The following is a 21,856-nucleotide window of genomic DNA, read 5'->3' as shown; positions in this document are numbered from 1 at the left end:
CAGATGATCAGGCCGCGTTCGCTTCGTTGCGGATGCGGGCCTTGATGTTGTCGACCATGTTTTCGCGGATGATGGTTTCGCCATGCGCGGATTTCATATGGTCGACGGCGCGGCGCACGACTTCGGCGTCGTCGGCTGCGCGTGTATGCCAGCTGCATCCGGGGACCAGCGTTCCACATTCGAAAAGTCTCATCGTCTCCTCCTGACTTGAGTTCTCAATGACGCTTATGCGTTTTGTGGGAATGCTCCAGGGACGGGAAGGTTCCGGCCGGTTGTCGCACCGGCCGTAGGGATCGCATGTTTCACGCGATCATCGATGTGTCCGTTCCCCGGACTGCTTGCCCGATTACTCGGGCATCGCCCATGCGCGGTAGCAATCCGTGTGGGCGCTGTTGTTCTGGCCCTTGGTGCGGCGCGACAACTCCTCGGCGGACAGGCCGCCGGCGAGTTGCAGCTTGACCTGTTCCACAAAGCAGGAAAGGGGCAGATCGGACCCGCTCTTGGCTTTCAGCGCTTCGGCCAGCCTGTTGAGCATCTCGGGTGTGTCGATTGGGCGGGGTGGCGGTTGGACACCTGCCGCCGCCGGTGTTCCACTCTGTATCGTCATGACAATCCTCCTCCGATTGTTGAACGCTTACATGCATGAAATGGGTATCCGGTCCGCTTATTAAAAGCCTCTCACGATCAAATTGCCGATCTTTCCTCCCAGTTACGGCCAGCGAACGGCGGGGGGTAGCGATGAGAGAATGGACTCGACATTCCCACCCGTTTTCAAGCCGAAGATCGTTCCCCGGTCATATAGCAGATTGAACTCGACATATCGCCCACGGCGAATCAATTGTTCTTCACGATCTTGTTCTGTCCACTGTTTATTGAAGTTGGAGCGAACAATCCGTGGATAAACCATGGCGAAGGCGCGGCCGACATCGCGGGTGAAGGCGAAATCGGCGCTCCAGCCGCCCGCTTCCTCGCTCGAATGCAGCCAGTCGTAGAAGATGCCGCCCGTGCCGCGCGCTTCGTTGCGGTGCTTGAGGAAGAAGTATTCGTCGCACCACTTCTTGTAGGCGTCGTAATCGGCGACGCCCGCGTGGCTGCGGCAGGCGATTTCCATCGCCTTGTGGAACAGACGCGTGTCGTCGTCTTCCTGGGTGCGGCGGCGGTCGAGCACCGGCGTCAGGTCGGCGCCGCCGCCGAACCAGCGGCTCGATGTCACCACCATGCGGGTGTTCATGTGCACGGCGGGGACGTTGGGGTTCACGGGGTGGGCGATCAGCGAGATGCCGGAAGCCCAGAAACGCGGATCGTCCTTGGCGCCGGGCATCTGGGCGCGCAGGTCGGCGCTGAATTCGCCGTAGACGGTGGAGGTGTGGACGCCGACCTTCTCGAAGACGCGGCCTTCCATCATCGACATGCGACCGCCGCCACCGGCGCCGTTCTCGCGCTTCCAATCCTTGGCGACGAAACGGCCCGGCTCACGATCGGAAAGCGGTCCTGCGAGTTCATCCTCGATCGCTTCGAAAGAGGCGCAGATCTGGTCGCGCAAGCCCTCGAACCAGGTGCGGGCCATCTCCTTCTTGTCCTCGATATCCGCGGGCAGGCCGATCGGAAGTTCGGGTCGTTCCATAGTCGTCGTCTCCGGTACGCGCGCGGGCAAAATTCGAGTCATGCCCGCTTCAATCGCCCCTGATAGCAGGTCGTTTGGCATAGCGCCAACAGCCCAACGGCGTTGGTGAGCAGGCTTCAGATTCGACTCGCAATATTCAGGCGTCGATACTACCTTTCCATTAGAGGTAGGTTGTATGACGAAGATCCCAGGACCGCCGTCATTTGACGGCTTGAAACGAAGGATTGCCAAGCACCGGGCCGAGGGCACGCCGCGCAAGAACGACCGGTTCGTGCGGCAGACCTATTGCCTGGCGCTGCTCGATGCGCGCGCCAAGGCCCGCGAGTGGTTCGACGAATATCCCAAGGCCGCCTACTGGACCGAGGTCGAGAGCTGGCGGCAGCTCGACGGCGACCAGATCGAGTTCACCATGCGACGTCTGCCATCGGCCGACTGAGGTCTATTCGGCTGCGTCGCGCAGGCGGCTTTCGATCAGGAGGCCGCTTTCATCCAGGATCGGATGTGCGACCGAGACGATATGGGCGTTGATGCGCTTCAGATCGCGCAGCATGTCGAGATGCAGCGAGCTCGTCTGCAGGCTGTCGGCGCGGCCGTCGCGCAGGCGCTCCAGATGGCGCTCGGAGGATTGCTTCTCCATGCGGCGCACTTCCACTTTCACTTCCATCAGCTGACGGGCGAGATTGAAATCGCGGGTGACGAAGATCGTCTGGGCGATGCGGAGATTCTCCAGCGTCAGATGGAAGAGCTTGCTGAGTTCCTCGTAGCCGTCCTCGGAGAATTTCAGGCCGAGCGAGACCTTCTTGGCGACCTGCGGCAGCAGGCCCTTTTCGATGATGTCGCCGATATGCTCGAGATTGATGGCGTAGTCGATGATGACGATGGAGCGGCGTCCGTCCTCTTCGCTGAGGCCGCCGCGACCGAGCTTGGAGAGGTAGATCTTCACCTCCTGCTGCAAGCTGTCTACGCGCTTTTCGAGGCTCGCGATCTCCGTCAGCTTCGACATGTTGTTGCGCTCGAAGGCGTCGGCCGCGCGTTGCAGCATGCGCTCGATGAGGTCGCCGACACCAAGCACTTCGCGGGTGGCGCTGGCGAGCGCCACGACCGGCGTCGAGAGTTCCTGTGGATCGAGATAGCGCGGCGCGTTATCCGGCTGCTCGTCCTCGGGGACGAGCTTCAGCATAAGGCGCGACAGCAGCCGCGAGAAGGGCCAGGCGAGGGCTGCGAGCAGGAGGTTGAAGCCGAGATGGGCATCGACCGGCAGCTTGGCTGGTGATAGCGGCAGGGTTTCCAGCAGATCGGCACCGAAGCCGGCGAGCGGCAGCGCGATCAGGCAGCCGATGGCGCGCACGATGAGATTGCCGAGCGTGACGCGCTTGACCGAGGCGGGGCCGGAAAGCGAGGCGATGACGGGCGGGATGGCGCCGCCGAGATTGGCGCCGAGCACCAGTACGATCACAAGGCCGGCCGACAGGATGCCCGTCGAGGCGAGTGACAGGATGAGGACGACGGCGGCGAGGCTGGAGGAGGAGATGAAGGCGATGCAGGCCGAAAAAGCGAGCGCCACCGGCCAGGCATTGTCGAGCAGGCCGATGAAGGCGGACAGCGCCGGCGACTGGCGCATCGGCTCGGTGGCGCTGCTCAAGAGGTGCAGCGACAGCAGCATGAGGCCGATGCCGATCAGCGCCTGACCGCCGCCCTGACGCGAGGTCGAGCCGCCGCGATAGAGCACGATGCCGGCGAGGATGACCAGCGGCGACAGCCACTCGATGCCCGTCGCGACGATCCAGGCGGTGACGGCGGTGCCGACATTGGCGCCCAGAAGCACGATCTGCGCCATGCGCGGCTTCACCAGCTCGCGCTCGACGAAGGAGGCAACCATCAGGGCGGTCGCGGTGGAGCTCTGCAGCGCAATGGTCGCAACGAAACCGGAGACGAACGAGCGCAGGCCGCTCTTGGTGCCGGAGGCAAGCCCGGTCCTGAGCCGCGCGCCGAAAGCGCGCGATACGCCATCCTTCACCTGCGACAGGCCGAACAGCAGCAGGGCTACGGCGCCGAACAGGTTGATCATGACGATTGTGGATTCCATGCGGGCTTGTCTTTTTCTATCTTTTGGCGCCTTCAGTGGCGCGTTTTGCGACTCTCTGGTTGCGGCAAATCATTGAAATATCGGCATATCGTCCGATTTTTTGTTTGCCCGGCTAAAAATTATACGCCTGATCGGCGATTTCACAACGCCGTTCGCGACATTATGCGCCGCTGAACCGGCATTTCCGTGGCAGGGTCAGGACCAGACGGTCTGGCGCATGGCTTCGCCCGTGATCATAGCGGCTGATACCGCGACATTGATCGAGCGTTGGCCCTCGATCATCGGCACCAGGATGCGGGCATCGGCGGTGTCGTGCACATGATCGGGCACGCCGGCGCTTTCACGGCCGAAGAGCAGGATATCGTCGGCGTGGAAGCGGAAGTCGGTGTAGCGGCCGGATGCCTTGGTGGAGGCCAGCACGAGGCGGCGGCCGGTGGTTTTGCGCCAGTCCTCGAACTGTTCGAAATTGACATGGCGGGTGAGGGCGGCGGCGGCGATGTAATCCATGCCGGCGCGTTTGAGGTTGCGATCCGAGATGTCGAAACCGGCGGGCTCGATGATATCGACGGCAAAGCCGAGGCAGGCGGCGAGCCGCAGGATGGTGCCGGTGTTGCCAGGAATATCGGGCTGATAGAGTGCTATTCTGAGGTCCGCCATGATCGCCCTGTTTGATCGCTTCTGTCCGGCCTGACCTAGTGCAAGTGCGGTATTGGTGCAACAGCCTGCTTTTTGGGCGCGAATCTTCGGCTTTCGGCAAGTTTGGGCTGGAAAACCCATCAATTTCGCGTTATCGGTGCACATCTTCAATCGCCAACAAGGGAGCGTCAAGATGAATGCATTGCCGTATGTCAGCCTCCCGTCCGCCAATTCGCGGATCATGGCGACCCGACGCTCCTAAAGCGTCCTTTTCTTTCTGATCTCCCTTTCGTAATCCATTGCGCGGCCATGTTGGCCTCGTCCCTTGAACGTCCACTGCCCATATAAGCCGTTGCGCGTCTGTGCCGGCGAAGGCAGGAACGCTGAAGTTCGGAGCATTTTCATGTTTGGCTGGTTTGAACAGCGTCTCAATCCTTTCCCCTCCGAGGAGCCCGGCGTTCCTCCCAAGGGGCTGTTTGCCTTCTGCTGGCACTATACGAAGCCCGCGGCCCCCTGGCTTGCGGCCATGGCCGTGCTGACGATGCTGATCGCCGTCGGCGAAGTCGCGCTGTTCCAGTTCCTCGGCAATATCGTCGACTGGCTGACGCATGCCGATCCGAAGACCTTCCTCGAGACCGAGGGCTACAAGCTCTACTGGATGGGCGCGCTGATCCTGATCGGCCTGCCTCTGGCGGCGGTTGCGGATTCGGTCATCATGCACCAGGTGCTGATCGGCAACTATCCGATGATCGCCCGCTGGCAGATGCACCGTTTCCTCATGCGTCACAGCATGACCTTCTTCGCCAACGAGTTCGCCGGACGCGTGGCCACCAAGGTGATGCAGACGTCGCTTGCCGTGCGCGAGACGGTGATGAAGATCCTCGACGTCTTCGTCTATGTCGTCAGCTACTTCATCTCGATGATTGTCGTCATCGCGGCGGCCGACTGGCGGCTGATGATCCCGATCCTCGCATGGCTTGGCGTCTATATCGCCATCGTTGCCTATTTCGTGCCGCGTTTGCGCAAGATCGCGGCGATGCAGGCGGATGCGCGTTCGCTGATGACCGGCCGCGTCGTCGACAGCTACACCAACATCGCGACGGTGAAGCTGTTCTCGCATGCGGGCCGCGAGGAGACCTATGCCAAGGAGGGCATGGACGGCTTCCTGCAGACCGTGCATCAGCAGATGCGCAAGGTCACGATGTTCCACGCATCGGTTTATATCAACAACTGCGTGGCGCTGTTCGTGATTTCGGGCCTGTCGATCTGGTTCTGGCTGAACGGCGGCATCTCGGTCGGCGCGATCGCGATTGCCATCGGTCTTGCCATGCGCGTCAACGGCATGTCGCAGTGGATCATGTGGGAAGTCTCGGCGCTGTTCGAGAATATCGGCACGGTCTATGACGGCATGGAGATGATGACGAAGGAGCACGACATCATCGACAAGCCTGGCGCTTCGTCTCTGACGGCCAAGAAGGGCGCGATCCATTACGACCGGATCGGCTTCCACTACGGGAAGGGCAAGGGCATCATCGAAAACCTGTCGCTCGACATCAAGGCGGGCGAGAAGGTTGGTCTGGTCGGTCGCTCCGGCGCCGGCAAGACGACGCTGATGAACCTGTTGCTGCGCTTCTATGATCTCGAAGGCGGTCGCATCACGATCGACGGTCAGGACATCTCGCATGTCTCGCAAGAGAGTCTGCGTGAACTGATCGGCGTCGTCACGCAGGACACGTCGCTGCTGCACCGCTCGATCCGCGACAACATCGCCTATGGCCGTCCGGATGCGACGGATGCGGAGATCATCGAGGCGGCCAAGCGTGCCAACGCCTGGGACTTCGTCGAGGGCCTCGTCGACATGCAGGGGCGCAAGGCGCTCGATGCGCAGGTCGGCGAGCGCGGTGTGAAGCTCTCGGGCGGCCAGCGCCAGCGTATCGCGATCGCCCGCGTCTTCCTCAAGGACGCGCCGATCCTGGTGCTCGACGAGGCGACCTCGGCGCTCGATTCCGAAGTCGAGGCCGCGATCCAGGAGAACCTGTTCGCGCTGATGGAGGGCAAGACGGTCATCGCGATTGCACACCGTCTGTCGACGCTGACGGAGATGGACCGGTTGGTCGTGCTCGACAAGGGCAAGATCATCGAGGCCGGCTCGCATGTCGAACTGGTGGGTGAGGGCGGCGTCTATGCCGACCTCTGGAACCGCCAGTCGGGCGGCTTCCTTGCCGATCACTCGGACGAGGATGGCGTCCGGAAAGAGGCTGCGGCCGAATAACGCGGACCTCCCCGCTCCGCCATGTGTGTGGAGCGGGCGAATTTGACGAATGTCAAAAATAGCACGGCGGGCGTGTGGCAGATCAGCGATTGCGACATAAAAGCACGCGGCGGTGGTAAGTTTTTGTTTAGCGGAGACTGGCACAAGGGTTTCATCAATTTAGCATTGTTTGAAATTTTCAGGTGCCAGCCATGAGCTCTCTCAAGATCAAGATTCTTCTGCCCGTTCTCTTTGCCTTCATCGTCATCATCCTGATCGCCCAGGGCGCTGCCGGCATGCGGTCGGTGTGGCAGCTCAACAGCCAGGCCGAAAGCATCAGCCTGCGGATGGACAAGTCGCTGATGATCGCGGAGATGGAGCGTCGCGTATCGGATGTCCGTCGCCTCTATCTCGCGGTGCTCGCTGCCGTCACCGGTGAAGAGCAGAAGACGCTTCTGGCTCAGATCAAGACCGCCACGGCGGCCCGCGAAAGCGCGATCAAGACGTTTGAAGACGCGCAGTCGGGCGGTCCTCGGCCACGGTTCGAGCAGCTTAAGGGCATTATCGCTGACTACGACAAGCTTGGAGACCAGTTCTTCAGCCTGCTCGGCAGTGCAAGAACCAGCGATGCCAAGGCCGTCATCGAAAAGATGACGCCGATGGGCAACAGCGCCGGTGAAATCCTGCAAGGGATGATCTCAGACAATCGCGCCGCTGCCGGCAACGACAAGAAGGCCGCAGCCGATGCGACCGAGATCGTGACCATCGCAACGATAGCAGGTGTTGCGATCGCCGTGCTTCTCGCGATCGGCGCTGCCGTGCTCAGCCTCGTTCGCGTCACGCGGCCGATCGGGGTGATCACGCAGTCGATGAACGCGCTGGCAGCGGGCGACAACCAGGCGGCCATTCCCTATGCCGGCCGGCACGACGAGATCGGCGAAATGGCCGCTGCCGTTGCCGTATTCCGCGACAACGCGCTGGAGCGCGAACGCCTTGAGCGGGAGACGGAAGCCAATCGCTCGATGAGCGAAAGCGAGCGGATTGCGCGCGAGAAACAGAAGGCGCGCGAGGCGGCAGAAGTGTCGTTTGCCGTCGACAATCTGGCCCGCGGCCTGAAGAGCCTCTCCGACGGCGACCTGACTTTCCGTATCGAGCAGAGCTTTGCCGGTCAGCTCGACCAGCTGCGCACCAACTTCAACGAATCGGTACACGGCCTGGAACGCGTGTTGCGGGTGGTGGGCGAAAATGCTCGCAAGATCGACGCCGGCGCCAACGAGATCCGCGCAGCGTCCGACGATCTGTCTAAGCGCACCGAGCAGCAGGCTGCGTCGGTCGAGGAGACGGCGTCGTCGCTCGAGCAGGTAACGACGGCGGTCCGGGATACGGCTCAACGCGCCGGGCAGGCGGGCGAACTGGTCGAGACGACCCGCAGCGGCGCCGAGCGCTCCGGCGCGATCGTCGAGCAGGCGGTTGCTGCCATGGAGGCCATCGAAAGCTCTTCCAGCGCGATCTCCAACATCATCGGCGTCATCGACGATATCGCCTTCCAGACCAACCTGCTCGCGCTGAATGCCGGTGTCGAGGCAGCACGTGCCGGTGATGCCGGCAAGGGCTTCGCGGTCGTCGCGCAGGAAGTGCGCGAACTCGCCCAGCGCTCCGCCAATGCCGCCAAGGAAATCAAGGCGCTCATCACCAAGTCGGGCGATCAGGTGCGCCAGGGTGTTGAGCTCGTCGGCGAGACCGGCCGGCAGCTTGCGGTGATCGTGTCGGAGGTTCAGGCAATCAACGGCAACGTGTCGGCCATCGTCGGCAGCTCACGCGAACAGTCGACCGGCCTCAGCGAGATCAATGTCGCCGTCAACCACATGGATCAGGGCATCCAGAAGAATGCGGCGATGGTCGAGCAGACGACGGCAGCTACCCACAGCCTGGCGCGCGAAGCGGCAGCGCTGATCGAGCTTCTCTCGCAGTTCAAGCTGAGCGAAAGCCAGGCCGCCGCGATGCGTATTGCTTCGGAGGCGAGCCACCAGCCCGTCCAATCGCCGGCCCGCGCGCTCGGTGCCCGTGTTGCCCGCGCCTACGGCTGACCACTGGACATAAAGCACAATTGAAAACGCCCTCCCTGGGATATCGGGAGGGCGTTTTTATTTTGTAATCAGTCGCTTGGATGTGTCTGCTCAGTGCCTGTCGGCACTCAGGCTGTCCGCCCAATCCATGACGCGGTGACCTTCGACCGCCATGCTGCTGGCAAAGGCGAGCGTACGCAACGTCATGAGCCGACGCTGCTCTTCATTATCGATCCAAGCGGCAACGGCTTCCGCCACGACCTGGTCGTGCGCTACACCGAGCTGCTCAATAACCGCATCGAGTCTTTCCGCCAAAGGCAACGGTATGCTCGACACGAGTGTCCTCTTTTGCATTGTGGCCGTCTCCCGTGAAATCTCATGCTATTCCCACATTGTGGCAGGACATGTCTCATTCAACGACGATGCCGTCGATGTTACCAATCATTACGAAAATATTAGGCTGGTCCGGCGAACGGATTGCTTTCCCCATCCGGCGGATAAGCCTATATCGCAAATATGCTCCTAAATCGACTCTTTCGTGCCTTTGAAACCTGGATTGATCCCTTCCAACCGCGCGACAACATTCAGCCGCCGCGGTCGACGACGGGCTTCATCTGGTTCTATATCGGCCAGGCCAAGCTCCCCTTCATCGCCATGCTGGTTCTCGGCGGCATGTCTGCCGCCATCGAGGCGGCGCTTTTCTGGTTCGTCGGGCGGGTCGTGGATATTCTCGCCAGCATCAAGCCGGATGTTGGCTGGCACGGCCTGCTTGCCGCGCACGGCTTTGAGCTGTTCGGCATGCTCTTCCTCATCGGGCTCGTGCGCTTCATCGTGCAGCTGGTGATCGCGCTGGTCGATCAGCAGGTGATCACGCCGGGATTCTACAATCTCGCCCGCTGGCAATCCTACCTGCATGTGTCGCGGCAATCGCTGTCCTTCTTCCAGAGCGACTTCTCCGGGCGGATCGTCACGAAGGTTTGGTCGGCGGGGCAGGCGACGGGCGATCTGGTGACATCGTTGATGGAGAGCGTCTGGTTCGTCGGCATATATGCGGCGACGACGCTGGTGCTTGTCGCGCGTCTCGACCTTTCGCTGGCGGTGGTTGTGCTCTGCTGGCTGGTGGCCTTCGGGGTTCTCGCGCGCTACTTCGTGCCGCGCATCCGTCGCCACTCGCGCGATACGGCCGAATCCGCCTCGATGCTCAACGGGCGCATGGTGGATGCCTATAGCAATATCCAGACGCTGAAGCTCTTTGCCCGCGACGAGGAGACCGATCGCTACATGCGGCAGGGCTTCGATACGTTCCAGGCGACCGTGCTGCTCTTCACCCGCTTCATCACCGGCGTGCGCGCCTCCATGGCGCTGCTGTCGGGCATCATGATCGTGACCATGGCCGGACTCAGCGTGCATTTGTGGCTGCAGGGGCTTATCAGCTCGGGCGCCGTCGCGTTTTCGCTGGCGCTGGTGCTCAGGCTGAACTTCCTGCTCGGACGCCTGATGACGCAGTTCAACGGCATCATGCGCAATCTCGGCACGATCCAGAACTCGGCGGAACTGATCTCCAAGCCGCTCGGTCTCGTCGACAAGCCGGATGCGCCGGATCTCGTCATCGCCGAGCCGGGCATCCGTTTCGACGACGTGTCCTTCCACTATGGCAAGGGCAGCGGTGTGATCGACCATTTCTCGCTGACGATCGCTCCGGGCGAAAAGGTCGGCATCGTCGGGCGCTCCGGTGCCGGCAAGTCGACGCTCGTGAACCTTCTGCTTCGGCTCTACGATCTTGAAGGCGGGCGTATCCTGATCGACGGGCAGGATATCGCCGGCGTCAGGCAGGAATCGCTGAGGATGCAGATCGGCGTCGTCAGCCAGGACACGTCGCTGCTGCACCGCTCGGTGCGTGACAACATCCTCTTCGGCCGCCCGGATGCGGGCGAAGCGGGATTGATCGAGGCGGCGCGGCGGGCCGAGGCGATGGGCTTCATCCAGCGGCTGGAGGATCAGCAGGGGCGCAAGGGGTTCGACGCGCATGTCGGGGAACGCGGGGTCAAGCTCTCCGGCGGGCAGCGGCAGCGGATCGCGATCGCTCGGGTCATGCTCAAGGACGCGCCGATCCTGGTTCTCGACGAGGCGACGTCTGCGCTGGATTCAGAAGTTGAAGAGGCGATCCAGACGAACCTCAACCGGATCATGGACGGCAAGACGGTTCTGGCCATCGCGCACCGGCTGTCGACGATCGCGGCGCTCGACAGGCTGATCGTCGTCGACAAGGGGCGCATCATCCAGGAGGGCACGCACGAGGCGCTGCTTCGCGACGGCGGGCTCTATGCCGAACTCTGGGCCCGGCAATCGGGCGGTTTCCTGGCGGCTGATCTGGAAGAGGTGTAAGCCTCCTACTTGTCCGCTATCAGCGATCGATGGCGATCTCGGCCATCAGCCCATAGTGGTTGGAGCCGGCATTGTCTTCGATCTGTTTCACCGAGACCAGCCGCAGCGGCGGGCGGGTGAGCACGTGGTCGATGGCGATGCCGAGCTTGCCGGCTCGGGTCGGCCATGTCGCGGGCTCCGGGAAAACGGTGTTGAGGCCGGTGGAGCGGACGAAATCCTGGATATGCGGATCGATGATGGCCGAGTTGAAATCTCCGGCCACGATGAGCGGCCCATCCGTTCTCTTGACGATCCCACGCAGATCCCAGAGTTCGTCGACCTGGAAATCGTCGAAATAGGGCTTGGCAAGGTGGACGGAGGCAAGGTGAACAGGCGTTCCGTCGACATCGATCGTCACCTGGACGAGCCGGTTGGGCCACAGATCGCCGAGGGTCTTGATCGCCTGGTCGATGAAAGGCCGTTTGGAGAGCACCAGCGTATCGCATCCCGGCGTGCCGACGCCGCAGCCGATGCGATAGGGGTAGGTCGCTGACAGCCGGGGAAGTTCCTGAAGCAGCGGTATGGCCTCGAGGATGTTGACGACATCCGCGCCGGAGGCGATCACGGCGTCAGCGATGCGGCGGCTGTTTTTGAAATTGTCGTTTTCGATGTTGAAGGACATCAGCCGCAGCAGGGGGCGCGACGCAGTCTTGGGCGGCGCGGCCTCGAATTCCTTCAGCATCAGCACGCCGTGGCCGGCAAGCACCGCGGAAACGGTGACCAGCAGATAGGCGTACCAATGGCGCCTGATGAGGATCAGCACGAGGCTTGCGGCGAGTGCTGCGAGCGCGAAATGGACCTGGAAGCTGTAGACGAAGGCAAGCAACCAAGTGTGCGTGAGATAACGCAAAGAAATGGCGGCAAGCAGCAGCGAGACGAGAACACTGCCCACGCAGAATAAAGTGTGTCTCATAGGATGGCACCGGGCGTGAGCGAGTAATATTTGGGCGACGTAACACGTAGCCGGATATGTTGCAACGCAACACTGTTGCAGCCGCGCGATTGTCCTAAAGAATCAACTCTCAAGGGGCGCGACATTGTGCCCACTTGCCCTGCCGAGGCTGGACATAATTGATGATCGATAATAGAACGCGCCTTAGTGGGTGGGGAATCTAAGTTCGAATATCTGTATGACAGATTCGTCGCCTTGGAGGGATGGCACGGAAAATTCCGTGAAATTTGGGCAGAGGATGTTAAGCCGTGAGCGAACACGAAACGACAGGCGGGGTCTCTAGCGAGCCCACACGCCGTGATTTCCTTTATTTAACCACGGGTATGGCAGGCGCTGTCGGCGCCGTCTCTGTCGCATGGCCGTTTATCGACCAGATGCGTCCCGACGCTTCGACGCTGGCTCTCGCTTCCATCGAAGTCGACGTGTCGAGCCTCGAGCCTGGCATGTCGCTCACCGCAAAGTGGCGCGGCAAGCCGATCTTCATCCGCAACCGTACACCTGAGGAAGTGAAGGCTGCAGATGACGTTCCCATGGCGGAGCTCAAGGATCCGATCGCGCGCAACGCCAACCTCGCCGCCGATGCGCAGGCGACGGGCGTCGACCGTTCGGCCGGCAAGGATAAGGAAAACTGGATCGTCATGATCGGGTCCTGCACCCATCTTGGCTGCGTTCCGCTCGGCCAGGCCGGCGAATACAACGGGTGGTTCTGTCCCTGTCATGGCTCGGTCTACGATACGGCCGGCCGCATACGGAAAGGCCCGGCACCGCAGAATCTCGCGATTCCGACCTATTCGTTCGTTTCCGACAAAGTTATCAAAATCGGTTGAGGGGGACTGATTTATGAGTGGCCATTCCAGCTACGAGCCATCAACCGGCCTTGAGAAGTGGATCGATGCACGCCTGCCGCTGCCTCGTCTCGTCTATGACAGCTTCGTCGCCTATCCGGTTCCGCGTAACCTGAACTATGCCTATACCTTCGGCGCCATGCTGTCGGTGATGCTGATCGTGCAGATGCTGACCGGCATCGTGCTCGCCATGCATTATGCGGCGGAAACATCCGTTGCCTTCAATTCCGTCGAAAAGATCATGCGCGACGTCAACCACGGTTGGCTGCTGCGCTACATGCACGCCAACGGCGCGTCGTTCTTCTTCGTCGCGGTCTATCTGCATATCGCCCGCGGCCTCTACTACGGCTCGTACAAGGCGCCGCGCGAAATCCTCTGGATCCTCGGCGTTCTCATCTATCTCCTGATGATGGCGACCGGCTTCATGGGCTACGTGCTGCCCTGGGGCCAGATGTCCTTCTGGGGTGCTACGGTTATCACCGGCTTCTTCTCGGCATTCCCGCTGGTCGGCGAATGGGTGCAGCAGTTCCTGCTCGGCGGCTTCGCGGTCGACAATCCGACGCTGAACCGCTTCTTCTCGCTGCACTATCTGTTGCCGTTCGTCATTGCCGGCGTCGTCGTCCTGCACATCTGGGCGCTGCACGTCACGGGCCAGACCAACCCGACCGGCGTTGAGGTCAAGACCAAGACGGATACGGTGCGGTTCACGCCCTACGCGACGCTCAAGGATGCGCTCGGCGTTTCGGTGTTCCTGCTGGTTTACGCCTATTTCGTCTTCTACCTGCCGAACTTCCTCGGCCACGCCGACAACTATATCCCGGCCGACCCGTTGAAGACGCCGGCGCATATCGTTCCGGAATGGTACTTCCTGCCGTTCTACGCGATGCTGCGCTCGATCACCTTCAATATCGGGCCGATCGATTCCAAGCTGGCTGGCGTTCTCGTCATGTTCGGCGCCATCATCGTCTTGTTCTTCCTGCCGTGGCTCGACACCTCGAAGGTTCGTTCCGCGGTCTATCGCCCGTGGTACAAGATGGCCTACTGGCTGTTCGTGATCAATGCGATCATCCTCGGCTGGCTCGGTTCGCAGCCGGCGGAAGGCCTCTACACCACGATCTCGCAGATTTGCACGCTGCTCTACTTCGCCTTCTTCCTGATCGTCATGCCGGTCCTGGGTCTCGTCGAGACGCCGCGCCGGGTGCCGAACTCGATCACCGAGGCGGTGCTGGAGAAGCGCAACAAGTCGGTCGCTGCCGAAGCGGCCAAGGCATGAGCGGGCGGCGAGAGGGAACACACACCATGAAAAAGCTTGTTGCAAGCATCCTGTCACTCGCAGTTGTCGGCTGTCTCGGGAGCGCGGCTGTCGCGCAGGAGGCAAAGCCCGCCGAACATCACGAGGCGGCGACCCCGCACTATCCGCTGAAGGAGCCAAGGGAGGTCGACTGGACCTTCGCCGGTCCCTTCGGCCACTACGACAAGGGCCAGCTGCAGCGCGGCCTGAAGGTCTACACCGAAGTCTGCGCCGCCTGCCACTCCATGCATCTCGTGCCGTTCCGCATGCTGGGCGATCTCGGCTACTCGGAAGCGCAGGTCAAGGCATTCGCCGCCAACTACGAAGTGCAGGACGGCCCGAACGCGGCGGGCGACATGTATAGCCGCAAGGCCGTGCCGTCGGACTACTTCCCGTCGCCGTTTGCCAACGCCGAAGCGGCGGCTGCCTCCAACAACGGTGCAGCACCGCCGGACTTCTCGCTGATCGCGAAAGCCCGCGAAGTCGAGCGCGGCTTCCCGCGCTTCATCTTCGATATCTTCACGCAGTACCAGGAAGGCGGGCCGGATTACATCTACTCGCTGCTGACCGGATACGAAAACCCGCCGGCAGGCACGACGGTGTCGCAGGGCCAGCACTACAACCCGTACTTCCACGCCGCCTCCGTCCTCGCCATGCCACCGCCGCTGTCGGATGGCCAGGTGACCTATGACGACGGCACTGCCGGTACGGTCGACCAGTATGCCAAGGACGTGGCCTCGTTCCTGATGTGGGCCGCCGAGCCGCATCTGGTCGAGCGCAAGCACACCGGCTTCATGGTGATGATCTTCCTGTTGATCTTCACCGTGCTGATCTACCTCACCAAGCGGTCGGTCTACGCCCGCAAGGACCACTGAGGGTATCAAAGGCTTGATCGGAAAGGCGCTCTTCGGGGCGCCTTTTTTGTTGGGAAGGGGACGGGGGCTAGCGGCTAGAGATCACCGAAGGCTTCTTCGTCTTCAGGGCTTTCCCATTCCGGGAAAAGACTGGTCGCGGAAGCCAGATCATCGCTGACGTCTTCCTCGTCCTCCGGCAGGTTCGGGCCTTCGATGCGCTTAGACCAGATCGCGACGTCGGTTATCTTCACGCGTCGCTGCATGGGTACGCCCCCATGGCCTGTCGTATGGTCGATATGGCATGATAGCCCAGCCTGAAATTGAATCAATCGGCTGCCGGCTGCCCGCATTTGTCGAGGATGCGGCGAAACGGCTATGGACAATCGGCGCTCGGCGGATCAGTTTGCGCGCAGACTCTTCTAGGAATAAGGCATTCATCCGCCCATGGCTCACGCAGTAGACAACGAACTCGTCAAGGCGATCCGCTCCATCCGGGATTACCCAAAGCCCGGCATCATCTTCCGCGACATCACCACGCTGCTAGGCGACGCGCGGGCGTTTCGGCGGGCGGTGGATGAGCTGGTGCAGCCTTATGCGGGGATGAAGATCGACAAGATCGCCGGCATGGAGGCGCGGGGCTTCATTCTTGGCGGTGCCGTGGCGCATCAGCTTTCGGCGGGCTTTGTGCCAATCCGCAAGAAGGGCAAGCTGCCGCATGATACCGTGCGCATCGCCTACAGCCTGGAATACGGCGTCGACGAGATGGAGATGCACATCGACGCGGTGAAGCCGGGCGAGAAGGTGATCCTTGTCGACGATCTGATCGCGACGGGCGGAACGGCAGTGGGCGCGACCCAATTGCTGCGCCAGATGGGCGCCGAGGTCGTGTCGGCCTGCTTCGTCATCGATTTGCCGGATCTCGGCGGGCGGGCGAAGCTGGAAGCGCTCGGCGTCGACGTGCGTACGCTGGTCGAATTTTCGGGCCACTGACCTCGCTGTCGGGTGAGCGCGCTATCCGGCGCGCTACTCGAATTCGAGCACGCTGCTTTCGAACCTGACAACCGGGTCGCCCGCGACATATCCTTCGCAGAGGATGGTGTTGAGGATGCGGCCCGGGCGCGAGGCCATCGGACGGCTCGACAGCAGGGTGACGGCGTAATCGACGGTTTCGCCGGCGAAGACCGGGCGGATCCACTGCAGGTTCTTGAAGCCCGCGGCCGGGCCGAGCTTGGGCGGCGTTTGGCCCTCGCGGGCGATTTTCTTGCTCTCGGCGATCCAGTAGGCGACGAATGTCGTCATCCAGCCCGCGCATGTGTGCCAGCCGGAGGCGCAAAGATCGCCGAACAGGCTTTCGCGCGCGGCTTGCCTATCCACATGGAAGCGCTGCGGATCATAGCGGGTGGCGAAGCGGATGATGTTTTCCTCGGTGAAGGCGTAGCTTCCCGTCTCGGTCTTTTCGCCGAGCGCATAGCGATCGAGCATCCTCATGCGCTTGCTCCCGTTTGCGCTTCGGTCGCGGTGGCCATGCGGAACATGATCGGATTTTCCGAGACGCAGACCGTTTCGCCGCGCTGGTTTTCGAGCTCGTGGCGGAACTTGACGATGCCGATACCCGGGCGGGAGCGCAGGGCGCGCGCCTCGAGCACGGTCGAGTGGCCGCAGAGCGTGTCGCCAGCGATCACAGGCCGGCGCCATTCCATGATGTCGATGCCGGGTGCGCCCTCGGAGAGCGAATTCAGCAAATAGCTGTCGATCATCATCCGCATCAGCATCGCCGACGTGTGCCAGCCCGATGCGGCGAGCCCGCCGAGAATGCTCGCGCGTCCGGCCGCTTCGTCTGTGTGCATCGGCTGCGGGTCGAACTCGCTGGCGAATTCGATGATTTCCGCGGCCGAGACTGTGACAGGTCCGAGCGCGAAGCGGCGGCCGGGATGAAAGTCCTCGTAGGCGAGTGTCTGATCGGACAAATTCGTCTCCACGTCATAGGCGTTTCAACACGATTACAATAGCATGCGGCGTCACTCAACGATTCCAGCGAGAATTCCGCATGTCCGAACTGAAGGCGATCCTTGACGAGGCTGAACGAGAAGGGATCATTCCATCGCAGGCTTCCGAGCGGCTGTTGTCGTTTCTCTTGGCGCGTGGCGTCAGGGCGGATGCCGCGGTGTCGACCGCGCGGGATGAAGCAGCGGGTGGTGCCGCGTTTTCGGATACGGAGACGCCGAGCTTCGTGCGCGGGTTCCACGATGTGCTGATCACCATCGGCATCGTCGTGGCGCTTGCCGGGCTCTGGGGCATCGGTTCCATCTACGCGGTGTTTCCCGCCATCATCGTGCTTGCCGAAATCCTTGTACGCCGCCAGCGGCTGGCGCTGCCTGCGGTGGCGCTGACGATTGCGCTGGCGCTCTGGACGGGTGCCGTGTCGGCGATGCTGCTGCAGGGCTCGCCTCAGATCATCGGGATCGGCGACAATAATGAGGGGCTGCAATACACGCTGGCCTTTCCGGTCGTGCTCGGCCTCTTCTACCTGCTTTACCGGATACCGCTCGCCTTTGCGCTGGCGATCATGGGCGCCGTGGTCGTGGCGCTGCAGCTCGTGCTCCGCCTGCTCGGCTGGGTGAGCGGCGATCCGCTCTATGCGGTCACGCATGGCGGCGTGCTGTCGATGCTCGCGGTTGCCTGCGCGGTCGGGCTGTTTGCGCTCGCCATGCGCTTCGATCTCAGGGATCCGCTGCGCCGGACTGTCAATTCCGACATTGCCTTCTGGCTGCATCTCGGCGCCGCACCGGCGCTGCTTTACAGCATCCTGTGGCTCTCCGGCGGCGGGCCGGGGGCGCTCAGCGGGCTCGACACGGTGTCGATGCGCACGCCTGTCGTGGTGATCACAGTCATGGCGCTGATGCTGGTGGGGCTGATCATCGACCGACGCGCCTTCGTGACGTCGGGACTGGTATCGCTGGGGGCAGCACTCTACGGGATCTTCCGCCAGGGCAATGCGCAGGTGGATACCTACATCTTCGTCACGCTGCTGGCGGTGGGCGTGATCGTTCTTGTCATCGGCACCGGCTGGATGCCGCTTCGGCGCGCCGTCGTGCGCCGGCTTTCGCCGCGTCTGCAAAAAAGACTGCCGCCAGCTTAGGCGGCAGTCCTAATGTTCGAAATCAGGTGTTGAAGCGGAAGTGGATGACGTCGCCGTCCTGGACGACGTATTCCTTGCCTTCGTCGCGGCCCTTGCCGGCTTCCTTCGCGCCGACTTCACCCTTGAAGTTGATGTAGTCGTCGTAGCCGATGGTGAAGGCGCGGATGAAGCCGCGTTCGAAATCGGTGTGGATGACGCCGGCCGCCGCCGGGGCCTTGGTGCCGCGGCGGATGGTCCAGGCGCGGGTTTCCTTGGGGCCGACGGTGAAATAGGTGATCAGGTCGAGCAGGTGGTAGCCGGCGCGGATCAGACGGTCGAGACCGGCTTCCGTGAGGCCAAGCGCCGAGAGGAACTCGGTTGCTTCTTCTTCCGGCAGCTGCGCCACTTCGGCTTCGATCGCAGCCGAGATGATGACGCATTCCGCGCCCTGCTTCTCGGCCATCTCGGCCACGGCCTTGGTGTGCTCGTTGCCGTCGACGGCATCGCCTTCGGCGACGTTGCAGACGTAGAGGACCGGGTGCGAGGTGAGGAGGTTGAGGCCCTTCAGGATCTCGATCTCTTCCGGCGCCAGCGTCTTCAGGAGAAGACGAGCAGGCTTGCCTTCGTTGAGGAGCTTGATGACCGCTTCCATGACGGGAAGCTGGGCCAGCGATTCCTTGTCCTTGGATGCGGCGCGCTTGCGGGTCTGCTCGACGCGGCGCTCCAGGCTTTCGAGGTCGGCGAGCATCAGCTCGGTCTCGATCGTGTCGGCGTCGCCGACAGGATTGATGCGACCCTCGACGTGGGTGATGTCGTCATCCTCGAAGCAGCGCAGCACATGGACCACGGCGTCGACTTCGCGGATGTTGGCGAGGAACTTGTTGCCGAGGCCTTCACCCTTGGACGCGCCGCGCACGAGGCCGGCGATGTCGACGAAGGAGATGCGCGTCGGAATGATTTCCTTGGAGCCGGCGATACCCGCCAGCTTCTGCATGCGCGGATCGGGAACGGCGACTTCGCCGGTGTTCGGCTCGATCGTGCAGAAGGGATAGTTCGCCGCCTGCGCCGCCGCCGTCTTGGTGAGTGCGTTGAAGAGGGTCGACTTGCCGACATTCGGCAGACCGACGATACCGCATTTGAAGCCCATGGCTGAAACCTGCTGTTCTTGAATTCCTTGGCCGTGCGTATGGGGTAAAAGCCGCCTCCGGGTCAAGCTTTTCGAGCACATCTTGCGTGATCAAAGCGGCTTTGGCTTGAAAGCGGTGCTTGCGGTGCAATATATTGTGTGGGCTGAGCATGGCTCGCCCTCTTTCCTGTCATCAACGGATGGACTGCCCGATGAGTGACAACGATGTCGCCCTGAAACCGAAAGTGAAGTCGAAGCCGAAGCTCGATCGGCCGAAGCTCTACAAGGTGATCCTCGTCAACGACGATTTCACGCCGCGCGAATTCGTGACGGCTGTCTTGAAGATCGTCTTCCGGATGAGCGAGGAAGCCGGATACCGGGTGATGATGACCGCGCACAAGCTTGGTACCGCCGTGGTGGTCGTCTGCGCCAAGGATATCGCCGAGACAAAGGCCAAGGAGGCCATGGATTTCGGCAAGGAGGCGGGTTTCCCGCTGATGTTTACGACAGAGCCCGAGGAATAGGCCTCAAGAGACGCGTTAGGCGCTTCTTCTGATCTGGAAGCCTGTCTTGTTCTGCACGAAGCCGCAGCTTTCGTAGAAGCGATAGATGCCGGGATCGGTGCGGCCGGTGAGCAGCATCACCTTGTAGCATCCCGCCTGCCAGGCGAGCTCGATCGCATGCGCGATCAGGGCGCTGGCATAGCCGCGCCGGCGATGCGGCGTTGAGGTGGCGACGTTTTCGATCAGCGCATAGGGCGCGCCGCCGCGGGTGAGGTTGGGCATGGTGATCAGCGTGACGGAAGCCGCCAACGCATCGTCGGCCATGCCCACCAGGACGCGCATGCCGGGATAGGCCTGCATGGAGGCGAAGCGCTCCTGGGCTACCGTCGGATCGATGGCGGGGTCGCCGGGGTTCATGTCCTTGTAGAGCGCGAGAAGCGCTGGCAGGTCTCCCGCTTCGGCGGTGCGGATCGCGAGAGGCGAGGGGGACATGGTCAGTCTTCCTTGTTGCCGAACATCTTCTTCAGCATCTCGGCCATCGGTCCCGTCGTCGGCAGCTTTTTCGGCTGGGCGCTGTTGCGGGCCTGATGGATGTGCGACTTGCCGGCAGGCTTCTGAGCAGCTGCGTTCGCACCTGATGGCTTGGCGGGCTTCGGCTTGTCCTCGTCTTCCTTGCCACCGACGGCGAGCGCCAGCTTGTTCATCAGCTGCGAATCCTCGCGTTTGACCAGCATCTCGAGATTGTCGGCGAGCGCGTCGAGCATCGGTTCCAGCCACTGCTGGTCGACCTTGGCGAAATCACCGAGCACGTAGTTGTGCACCAGATCCTTGTTGCCGGGATGGCCGATGCCGAGGCGCAGGCGGCGGTAGTCCCTGCCGCAATGGGCGTCGAGCGACTTCACGCCATTATGGCCGCCATGGCCGCCGCCGACCTTGATGCGGGCCTTGGCGGGCGCGAGGTCGAGTTCATCGTAAATGGCGACGATGTCCGATGGCTGCAGCTTGTAGAAGCGCATCGCCTCGCCGACGGATTCGCCTGAGAGGTTCATGTAGGTCTGCGGCTTGATCAGCAGCACCTTCTCGCCCGCGATCTCGCCTTCGGAGATCTCGGCCTTGAACTTCTTCGACCAGGGCGAAAACGAGTGGCGGCGGTGGATGGCGTCCACGGCCATGAAGCCGATGTTGTGGCGGTTGCCGGCATATTGTCTGCCGGGATTGCCGAGGCCGGCGATAACAAGCATGGCGCGTTCATTCCTGGACGTTTCAAGTTTTCAAGCACGTTCACCACCGCGAAACGGCGCCGGAGTCAAGCGCAAGCGTGTCTATCGTGGATAAAATCAGTTTTGGAGATGCAGGCCATATTTGGCGAAGATCGCGCGCTGCGTGCCGTCAGCGATCAAGTCGTCGAGCGCCTGCTGCATCCTGGCCCTGATATCCTCGGGAAAGCTCTTTTCGCAGGCGATGCCCAGCGATTGGGAGGAGAGCGTTGCGACGCGCACGAGGGGGTGATCGACCTTGAGCTTCTCGAAGTAGATCTCCGAGATGGGCATGAGGTCGATGCGGCCGTTCATGAGCTTGCGCAGCGTCGAGGGGAAGTCGCTGGCGATGTCGACCTTGGCGTAGCCCTTTTCCTTCAGCAGTTTCTCGGTGTAGTCGCCGCGATGCGTGCCGATGACGTAGCGCCGGGTGTCGTCCAGATCGGTTTCGCGAATGCCTGAGGAGGCGGTGGCCACGAGAATGTTGGCGTCCACCAGCAGTGGCTCGACCCATTTGAACAGCTTGTCACGCTCGGGGCTATGGGCCGTGGTGAAGAGGCAGGTCATCGGGGTCCCCTGAGCTGCGGCATAGGCGCGGGTCCAGGGCATGATCTCGATATGCATATCGATGCCGGCCTTCTGCATCAGCATCTGCACCTGCTCGACCGATGCGCCTTTCAGGGTGTCGCCTTCGCGGTAGCTGAAGGGCGGGTATTCCTCGGTGACGAAATTGACGGTGGCGGCGCGTGCCGGAGCCGCGAGGGGCAGGCTCAGGAGAGCGAGAAGCAGCAGTGGTTTGATCATCTCGGCTTCTCTTTTTGCGA

At 62.0% G+C, this 21,856-nt stretch carries 24 protein-coding genes; 10 read left to right on the top strand and 14 right to left on the bottom strand.

Annotated features, from left to right (window positions below):
- Nucleotides 1–7 precede the first annotated feature (7 nt).
- The 3 genes from QTL96_RS05785 to hemF form a co-directional block, all read right to left on the bottom strand.
- On the bottom strand, nucleotides 8–193 hold the full coding sequence (locus QTL96_RS05785; protein WP_047506129.1) for a DUF1059 domain-containing protein: 186 nt from the start codon (nucleotides 191–193) through the stop codon (nucleotides 8–10).
- A 153-nt stretch (nucleotides 194–346) separates the two neighbouring features.
- On the bottom strand, nucleotides 347–607 hold the full coding sequence (locus QTL96_RS05780; protein ID WP_289727014.1) for a hypothetical protein: 261 nt from the start codon (nucleotides 605–607) through the stop codon (nucleotides 347–349).
- Nucleotides 608–709: 102 nt separating this feature from the next.
- Entirely contained in the window at nucleotides 710–1,624 is a 915-nt protein-coding gene (gene hemF / locus QTL96_RS05775) for an oxygen-dependent coproporphyrinogen oxidase (RefSeq protein ID WP_209191190.1), read from the bottom strand.
- Between the two features lie 175 nt (nucleotides 1,625–1,799).
- Here hemF and QTL96_RS05770 point away from each other — a divergent pair, with 175 nt between their 5' ends.
- Nucleotides 1,800–2,060, top strand: coding sequence for a hypothetical protein (locus QTL96_RS05770; RefSeq protein ID WP_018897365.1), 261 nt, complete (start codon nucleotides 1,800–1,802; stop codon nucleotides 2,058–2,060).
- Between the two features lie 3 nt (nucleotides 2,061–2,063).
- On the opposite strand, the gene QTL96_RS05765 is transcribed toward QTL96_RS05770, so the two are convergent.
- Nucleotides 2,064–3,710 (bottom strand): Na/Pi cotransporter family protein, encoded by a 1,647-nt coding sequence (locus QTL96_RS05765; protein WP_289727013.1) that lies wholly within the window; start codon nucleotides 3,708–3,710, stop codon nucleotides 2,064–2,066.
- A 195-nt stretch (nucleotides 3,711–3,905) separates the two neighbouring features.
- The gene (locus QTL96_RS05760; protein WP_289727012.1) at nucleotides 3,906–4,367 is read right to left on the bottom strand and encodes a tRNA (cytidine(34)-2'-O)-methyltransferase; all 462 of its coding nucleotides are present in this window, start codon (nucleotides 4,365–4,367) and stop codon (nucleotides 3,906–3,908) included.
- A 382-nt stretch (nucleotides 4,368–4,749) separates the two neighbouring features.
- Here QTL96_RS05760 and QTL96_RS05755 point away from each other — a divergent pair, with 382 nt between their 5' ends.
- Both QTL96_RS05755 and QTL96_RS05750 read left to right on the top strand, forming a co-directional pair.
- Nucleotides 4,750–6,618 (top strand): ABC transporter ATP-binding protein, encoded by a 1,869-nt coding sequence (locus QTL96_RS05755; protein WP_289727011.1) that lies wholly within the window; start codon nucleotides 4,750–4,752, stop codon nucleotides 6,616–6,618.
- Nucleotides 6,619–6,809: 191 nt separating this feature from the next.
- The gene (locus QTL96_RS05750; RefSeq protein ID WP_289727010.1) at nucleotides 6,810–8,684 is read left to right on the top strand and encodes a methyl-accepting chemotaxis protein; all 1,875 of its coding nucleotides are present in this window, start codon (nucleotides 6,810–6,812) and stop codon (nucleotides 8,682–8,684) included.
- A 90-nt stretch (nucleotides 8,685–8,774) separates the two neighbouring features.
- On the opposite strand, the gene QTL96_RS05745 is transcribed toward QTL96_RS05750, so the two are convergent.
- Nucleotides 8,775–9,017, bottom strand: a complete 243-nt coding sequence (locus tag QTL96_RS05745) for a hypothetical protein (RefSeq protein WP_289727009.1) — start codon at nucleotides 9,015–9,017, stop codon at nucleotides 8,775–8,777.
- Nucleotides 9,018–9,179: 162 nt separating this feature from the next.
- On the opposite strand from QTL96_RS05745, the gene QTL96_RS05740 reads away from it, so the two are divergent.
- On the top strand, nucleotides 9,180–11,048 hold the full coding sequence (locus tag QTL96_RS05740) for an ABC transporter ATP-binding protein (RefSeq protein WP_113237323.1): 1,869 nt from the start codon (nucleotides 9,180–9,182) through the stop codon (nucleotides 11,046–11,048).
- 19 nt (nucleotides 11,049–11,067) lie between these two features.
- On the opposite strand, the gene QTL96_RS05735 is transcribed toward QTL96_RS05740, so the two are convergent.
- Nucleotides 11,068–12,000, bottom strand: a complete 933-nt coding sequence (locus QTL96_RS05735; protein ID WP_289727008.1) for an endonuclease/exonuclease/phosphatase family protein — start codon at nucleotides 11,998–12,000, stop codon at nucleotides 11,068–11,070.
- A 287-nt stretch (nucleotides 12,001–12,287) separates the two neighbouring features.
- Between QTL96_RS05735 and petA the strand changes: the two genes are divergently transcribed.
- Genes petA through QTL96_RS05720 form a run of 3 tightly spaced genes read left to right on the top strand, consistent with a single transcriptional unit; the run spans nucleotide 12,288 to nucleotide 15,050 of the window.
- Nucleotides 12,288–12,866 (top strand): ubiquinol-cytochrome c reductase iron-sulfur subunit, encoded by a 579-nt coding sequence (gene petA, locus QTL96_RS05730; RefSeq protein ID WP_026282791.1) that lies wholly within the window; start codon nucleotides 12,288–12,290, stop codon nucleotides 12,864–12,866.
- 13 nt (nucleotides 12,867–12,879) lie between these two features.
- Nucleotides 12,880–14,157, top strand: coding sequence for a cytochrome b N-terminal domain-containing protein (locus QTL96_RS05725; RefSeq protein ID WP_018897374.1), 1,278 nt, complete (start codon nucleotides 12,880–12,882; stop codon nucleotides 14,155–14,157).
- Nucleotides 14,158–14,183: 26 nt separating this feature from the next.
- Nucleotides 14,184–15,050 (top strand): cytochrome c1, encoded by an 867-nt coding sequence (locus QTL96_RS05720; RefSeq protein ID WP_289727007.1) that lies wholly within the window; start codon nucleotides 14,184–14,186, stop codon nucleotides 15,048–15,050.
- 74 nt (nucleotides 15,051–15,124) lie between these two features.
- Here QTL96_RS05720 and QTL96_RS05715 read toward each other — a convergent pair whose 3' ends face one another.
- On the bottom strand, nucleotides 15,125–15,292 hold the full coding sequence (locus QTL96_RS05715; RefSeq protein ID WP_289727006.1) for a hypothetical protein: 168 nt from the start codon (nucleotides 15,290–15,292) through the stop codon (nucleotides 15,125–15,127).
- 181 nt (nucleotides 15,293–15,473) lie between these two features.
- Between QTL96_RS05715 and QTL96_RS05710 the strand changes: the two genes are divergently transcribed.
- Nucleotides 15,474–16,019 carry an adenine phosphoribosyltransferase gene (locus tag QTL96_RS05710; protein WP_018897378.1) on the top strand — a complete coding sequence of 182 codons (546 nt, stop codon included), beginning with the start codon at nucleotides 15,474–15,476 and terminating at the stop codon, nucleotides 16,017–16,019.
- 33 nt (nucleotides 16,020–16,052) lie between these two features.
- Here QTL96_RS05710 and QTL96_RS05705 read toward each other — a convergent pair whose 3' ends face one another.
- Both QTL96_RS05705 and QTL96_RS05700 read right to left on the bottom strand, forming a co-directional pair.
- Entirely contained in the window at nucleotides 16,053–16,517 is a 465-nt protein-coding gene (locus QTL96_RS05705; protein WP_289727005.1) for a MaoC/PaaZ C-terminal domain-containing protein, read from the bottom strand.
- Nucleotides 16,514–16,996: a MaoC family dehydratase gene (locus QTL96_RS05700; protein ID WP_289727004.1), complete on the bottom strand. Its 483-nt coding sequence runs from the start codon at nucleotides 16,994–16,996 to the stop codon at nucleotides 16,514–16,516. Before QTL96_RS05700 ends, QTL96_RS05705 begins: the two co-directional genes overlap by 4 nt.
- A gap of 80 nt (nucleotides 16,997–17,076) precedes the next feature.
- On the opposite strand from QTL96_RS05700, the gene QTL96_RS05695 reads away from it, so the two are divergent.
- Complete coding sequence (locus QTL96_RS05695) at nucleotides 17,077–18,168, top strand: hypothetical protein (protein WP_289727003.1); 1,092 nt, start codon at nucleotides 17,077–17,079, stop codon at nucleotides 18,166–18,168.
- A 22-nt stretch (nucleotides 18,169–18,190) separates the two neighbouring features.
- On the opposite strand, the gene ychF is transcribed toward QTL96_RS05695, so the two are convergent.
- Nucleotides 18,191–19,294 carry a redox-regulated ATPase YchF gene (ychF, locus tag QTL96_RS05690; protein ID WP_018897382.1) on the bottom strand — a complete coding sequence of 368 codons (1,104 nt, stop codon included), beginning with the start codon at nucleotides 19,292–19,294 and terminating at the stop codon, nucleotides 18,191–18,193.
- Between the two features lie 191 nt (nucleotides 19,295–19,485).
- Here ychF and clpS point away from each other — a divergent pair, with 191 nt between their 5' ends.
- Nucleotides 19,486–19,797, top strand: a complete 312-nt coding sequence (clpS, locus tag QTL96_RS05685; RefSeq protein WP_018897383.1) for an ATP-dependent Clp protease adapter ClpS — start codon at nucleotides 19,486–19,488, stop codon at nucleotides 19,795–19,797.
- Nucleotides 19,798–19,812: 15 nt separating this feature from the next.
- On the opposite strand, the gene QTL96_RS05680 is transcribed toward clpS, so the two are convergent.
- The 3 genes from QTL96_RS05680 to QTL96_RS05670 all read right to left on the bottom strand — a co-directional run bounded on the left by QTL96_RS05680 (nucleotide 19,813) and on the right by QTL96_RS05670 (nucleotide 21,833).
- The gene (locus QTL96_RS05680) at nucleotides 19,813–20,268 is read right to left on the bottom strand and encodes a GNAT family N-acetyltransferase (RefSeq protein WP_289727002.1); all 456 of its coding nucleotides are present in this window, start codon (nucleotides 20,266–20,268) and stop codon (nucleotides 19,813–19,815) included.
- Nucleotides 20,269–20,270: 2 nt separating this feature from the next.
- Nucleotides 20,271–21,017 (bottom strand): aminoacyl-tRNA hydrolase, encoded by a 747-nt coding sequence (gene pth, locus QTL96_RS05675; RefSeq protein ID WP_289727001.1) that lies wholly within the window; start codon nucleotides 21,015–21,017, stop codon nucleotides 20,271–20,273.
- Nucleotides 21,018–21,113: 96 nt separating this feature from the next.
- Complete coding sequence (locus tag QTL96_RS05670) at nucleotides 21,114–21,833, bottom strand: transporter substrate-binding domain-containing protein (RefSeq protein ID WP_289727181.1); 720 nt, start codon at nucleotides 21,831–21,833, stop codon at nucleotides 21,114–21,116.
- Nucleotides 21,834–21,856 lie beyond the last annotated feature (23 nt).

Source organism: Rhizobium sp. S163, from assembly GCF_030380805.1.
Lineage (GTDB): Bacteria > Pseudomonadota > Alphaproteobacteria > Rhizobiales > Rhizobiaceae > Rhizobium.
Note: the sequence above shows the minus strand (reverse complement) of the source record. Positions and strands in the feature narration are given on the sequence as shown.

Coding starts and splice junctions, on each gene's coding strand:
- QTL96_RS05785 (WP_047506129.1), bottom strand. CDS start 193: ATGAGACTTTTCGAATGTGGAACGCTGGTCCCCGGATGCAGCTGGCAT.
- QTL96_RS05780 (WP_289727014.1), bottom strand. CDS start 607: ATGACGATACAGAGTGGAACACCGGCGGCGGCAGGTGTCCAACCGCCA.
- hemF (WP_209191190.1), bottom strand. CDS start 1,624: ATGGAACGACCCGAACTTCCGATCGGCCTGCCCGCGGATATCGAGGAC.
- QTL96_RS05770 (WP_018897365.1), top strand. CDS start 1,800: ATGACGAAGATCCCAGGACCGCCGTCATTTGACGGCTTGAAACGAAGG.
- QTL96_RS05765 (WP_289727013.1), bottom strand. CDS start 3,710: ATGGAATCCACAATCGTCATGATCAACCTGTTCGGCGCCGTAGCCCTG.
- QTL96_RS05760 (WP_289727012.1), bottom strand. CDS start 4,367: ATGGCGGACCTCAGAATAGCACTCTATCAGCCCGATATTCCTGGCAAC.
- QTL96_RS05755 (WP_289727011.1), top strand. CDS start 4,750: ATGTTTGGCTGGTTTGAACAGCGTCTCAATCCTTTCCCCTCCGAGGAG.
- QTL96_RS05750 (WP_289727010.1), top strand. CDS start 6,810: ATGAGCTCTCTCAAGATCAAGATTCTTCTGCCCGTTCTCTTTGCCTTC.
- QTL96_RS05745 (WP_289727009.1), bottom strand. CDS start 9,017: ATGCAAAAGAGGACACTCGTGTCGAGCATACCGTTGCCTTTGGCGGAA.
- QTL96_RS05740 (WP_113237323.1), top strand. CDS start 9,180: ATGCTCCTAAATCGACTCTTTCGTGCCTTTGAAACCTGGATTGATCCC.
- QTL96_RS05735 (WP_289727008.1), bottom strand. CDS start 12,000: ATGAGACACACTTTATTCTGCGTGGGCAGTGTTCTCGTCTCGCTGCTG.
- QTL96_RS05725 (WP_018897374.1), top strand. CDS start 12,880: ATGAGTGGCCATTCCAGCTACGAGCCATCAACCGGCCTTGAGAAGTGG.
- QTL96_RS05720 (WP_289727007.1), top strand. CDS start 14,184: ATGAAAAAGCTTGTTGCAAGCATCCTGTCACTCGCAGTTGTCGGCTGT.
- QTL96_RS05715 (WP_289727006.1), bottom strand. CDS start 15,292: ATGCAGCGACGCGTGAAGATAACCGACGTCGCGATCTGGTCTAAGCGC.
- QTL96_RS05710 (WP_018897378.1), top strand. CDS start 15,474: ATGGCTCACGCAGTAGACAACGAACTCGTCAAGGCGATCCGCTCCATC.
- QTL96_RS05705 (WP_289727005.1), bottom strand. CDS start 16,517: ATGAGGATGCTCGATCGCTATGCGCTCGGCGAAAAGACCGAGACGGGA.
- QTL96_RS05695 (WP_289727003.1), top strand. CDS start 17,077: ATGTCCGAACTGAAGGCGATCCTTGACGAGGCTGAACGAGAAGGGATC.
- ychF (WP_018897382.1), bottom strand. CDS start 19,294: ATGGGCTTCAAATGCGGTATCGTCGGTCTGCCGAATGTCGGCAAGTCG.
- clpS (WP_018897383.1), top strand. CDS start 19,486: ATGAGTGACAACGATGTCGCCCTGAAACCGAAAGTGAAGTCGAAGCCG.
- QTL96_RS05680 (WP_289727002.1), bottom strand. CDS start 20,268: ATGTCCCCCTCGCCTCTCGCGATCCGCACCGCCGAAGCGGGAGACCTG.
- pth (WP_289727001.1), bottom strand. CDS start 21,017: ATGCTTGTTATCGCCGGCCTCGGCAATCCCGGCAGACAATATGCCGGC.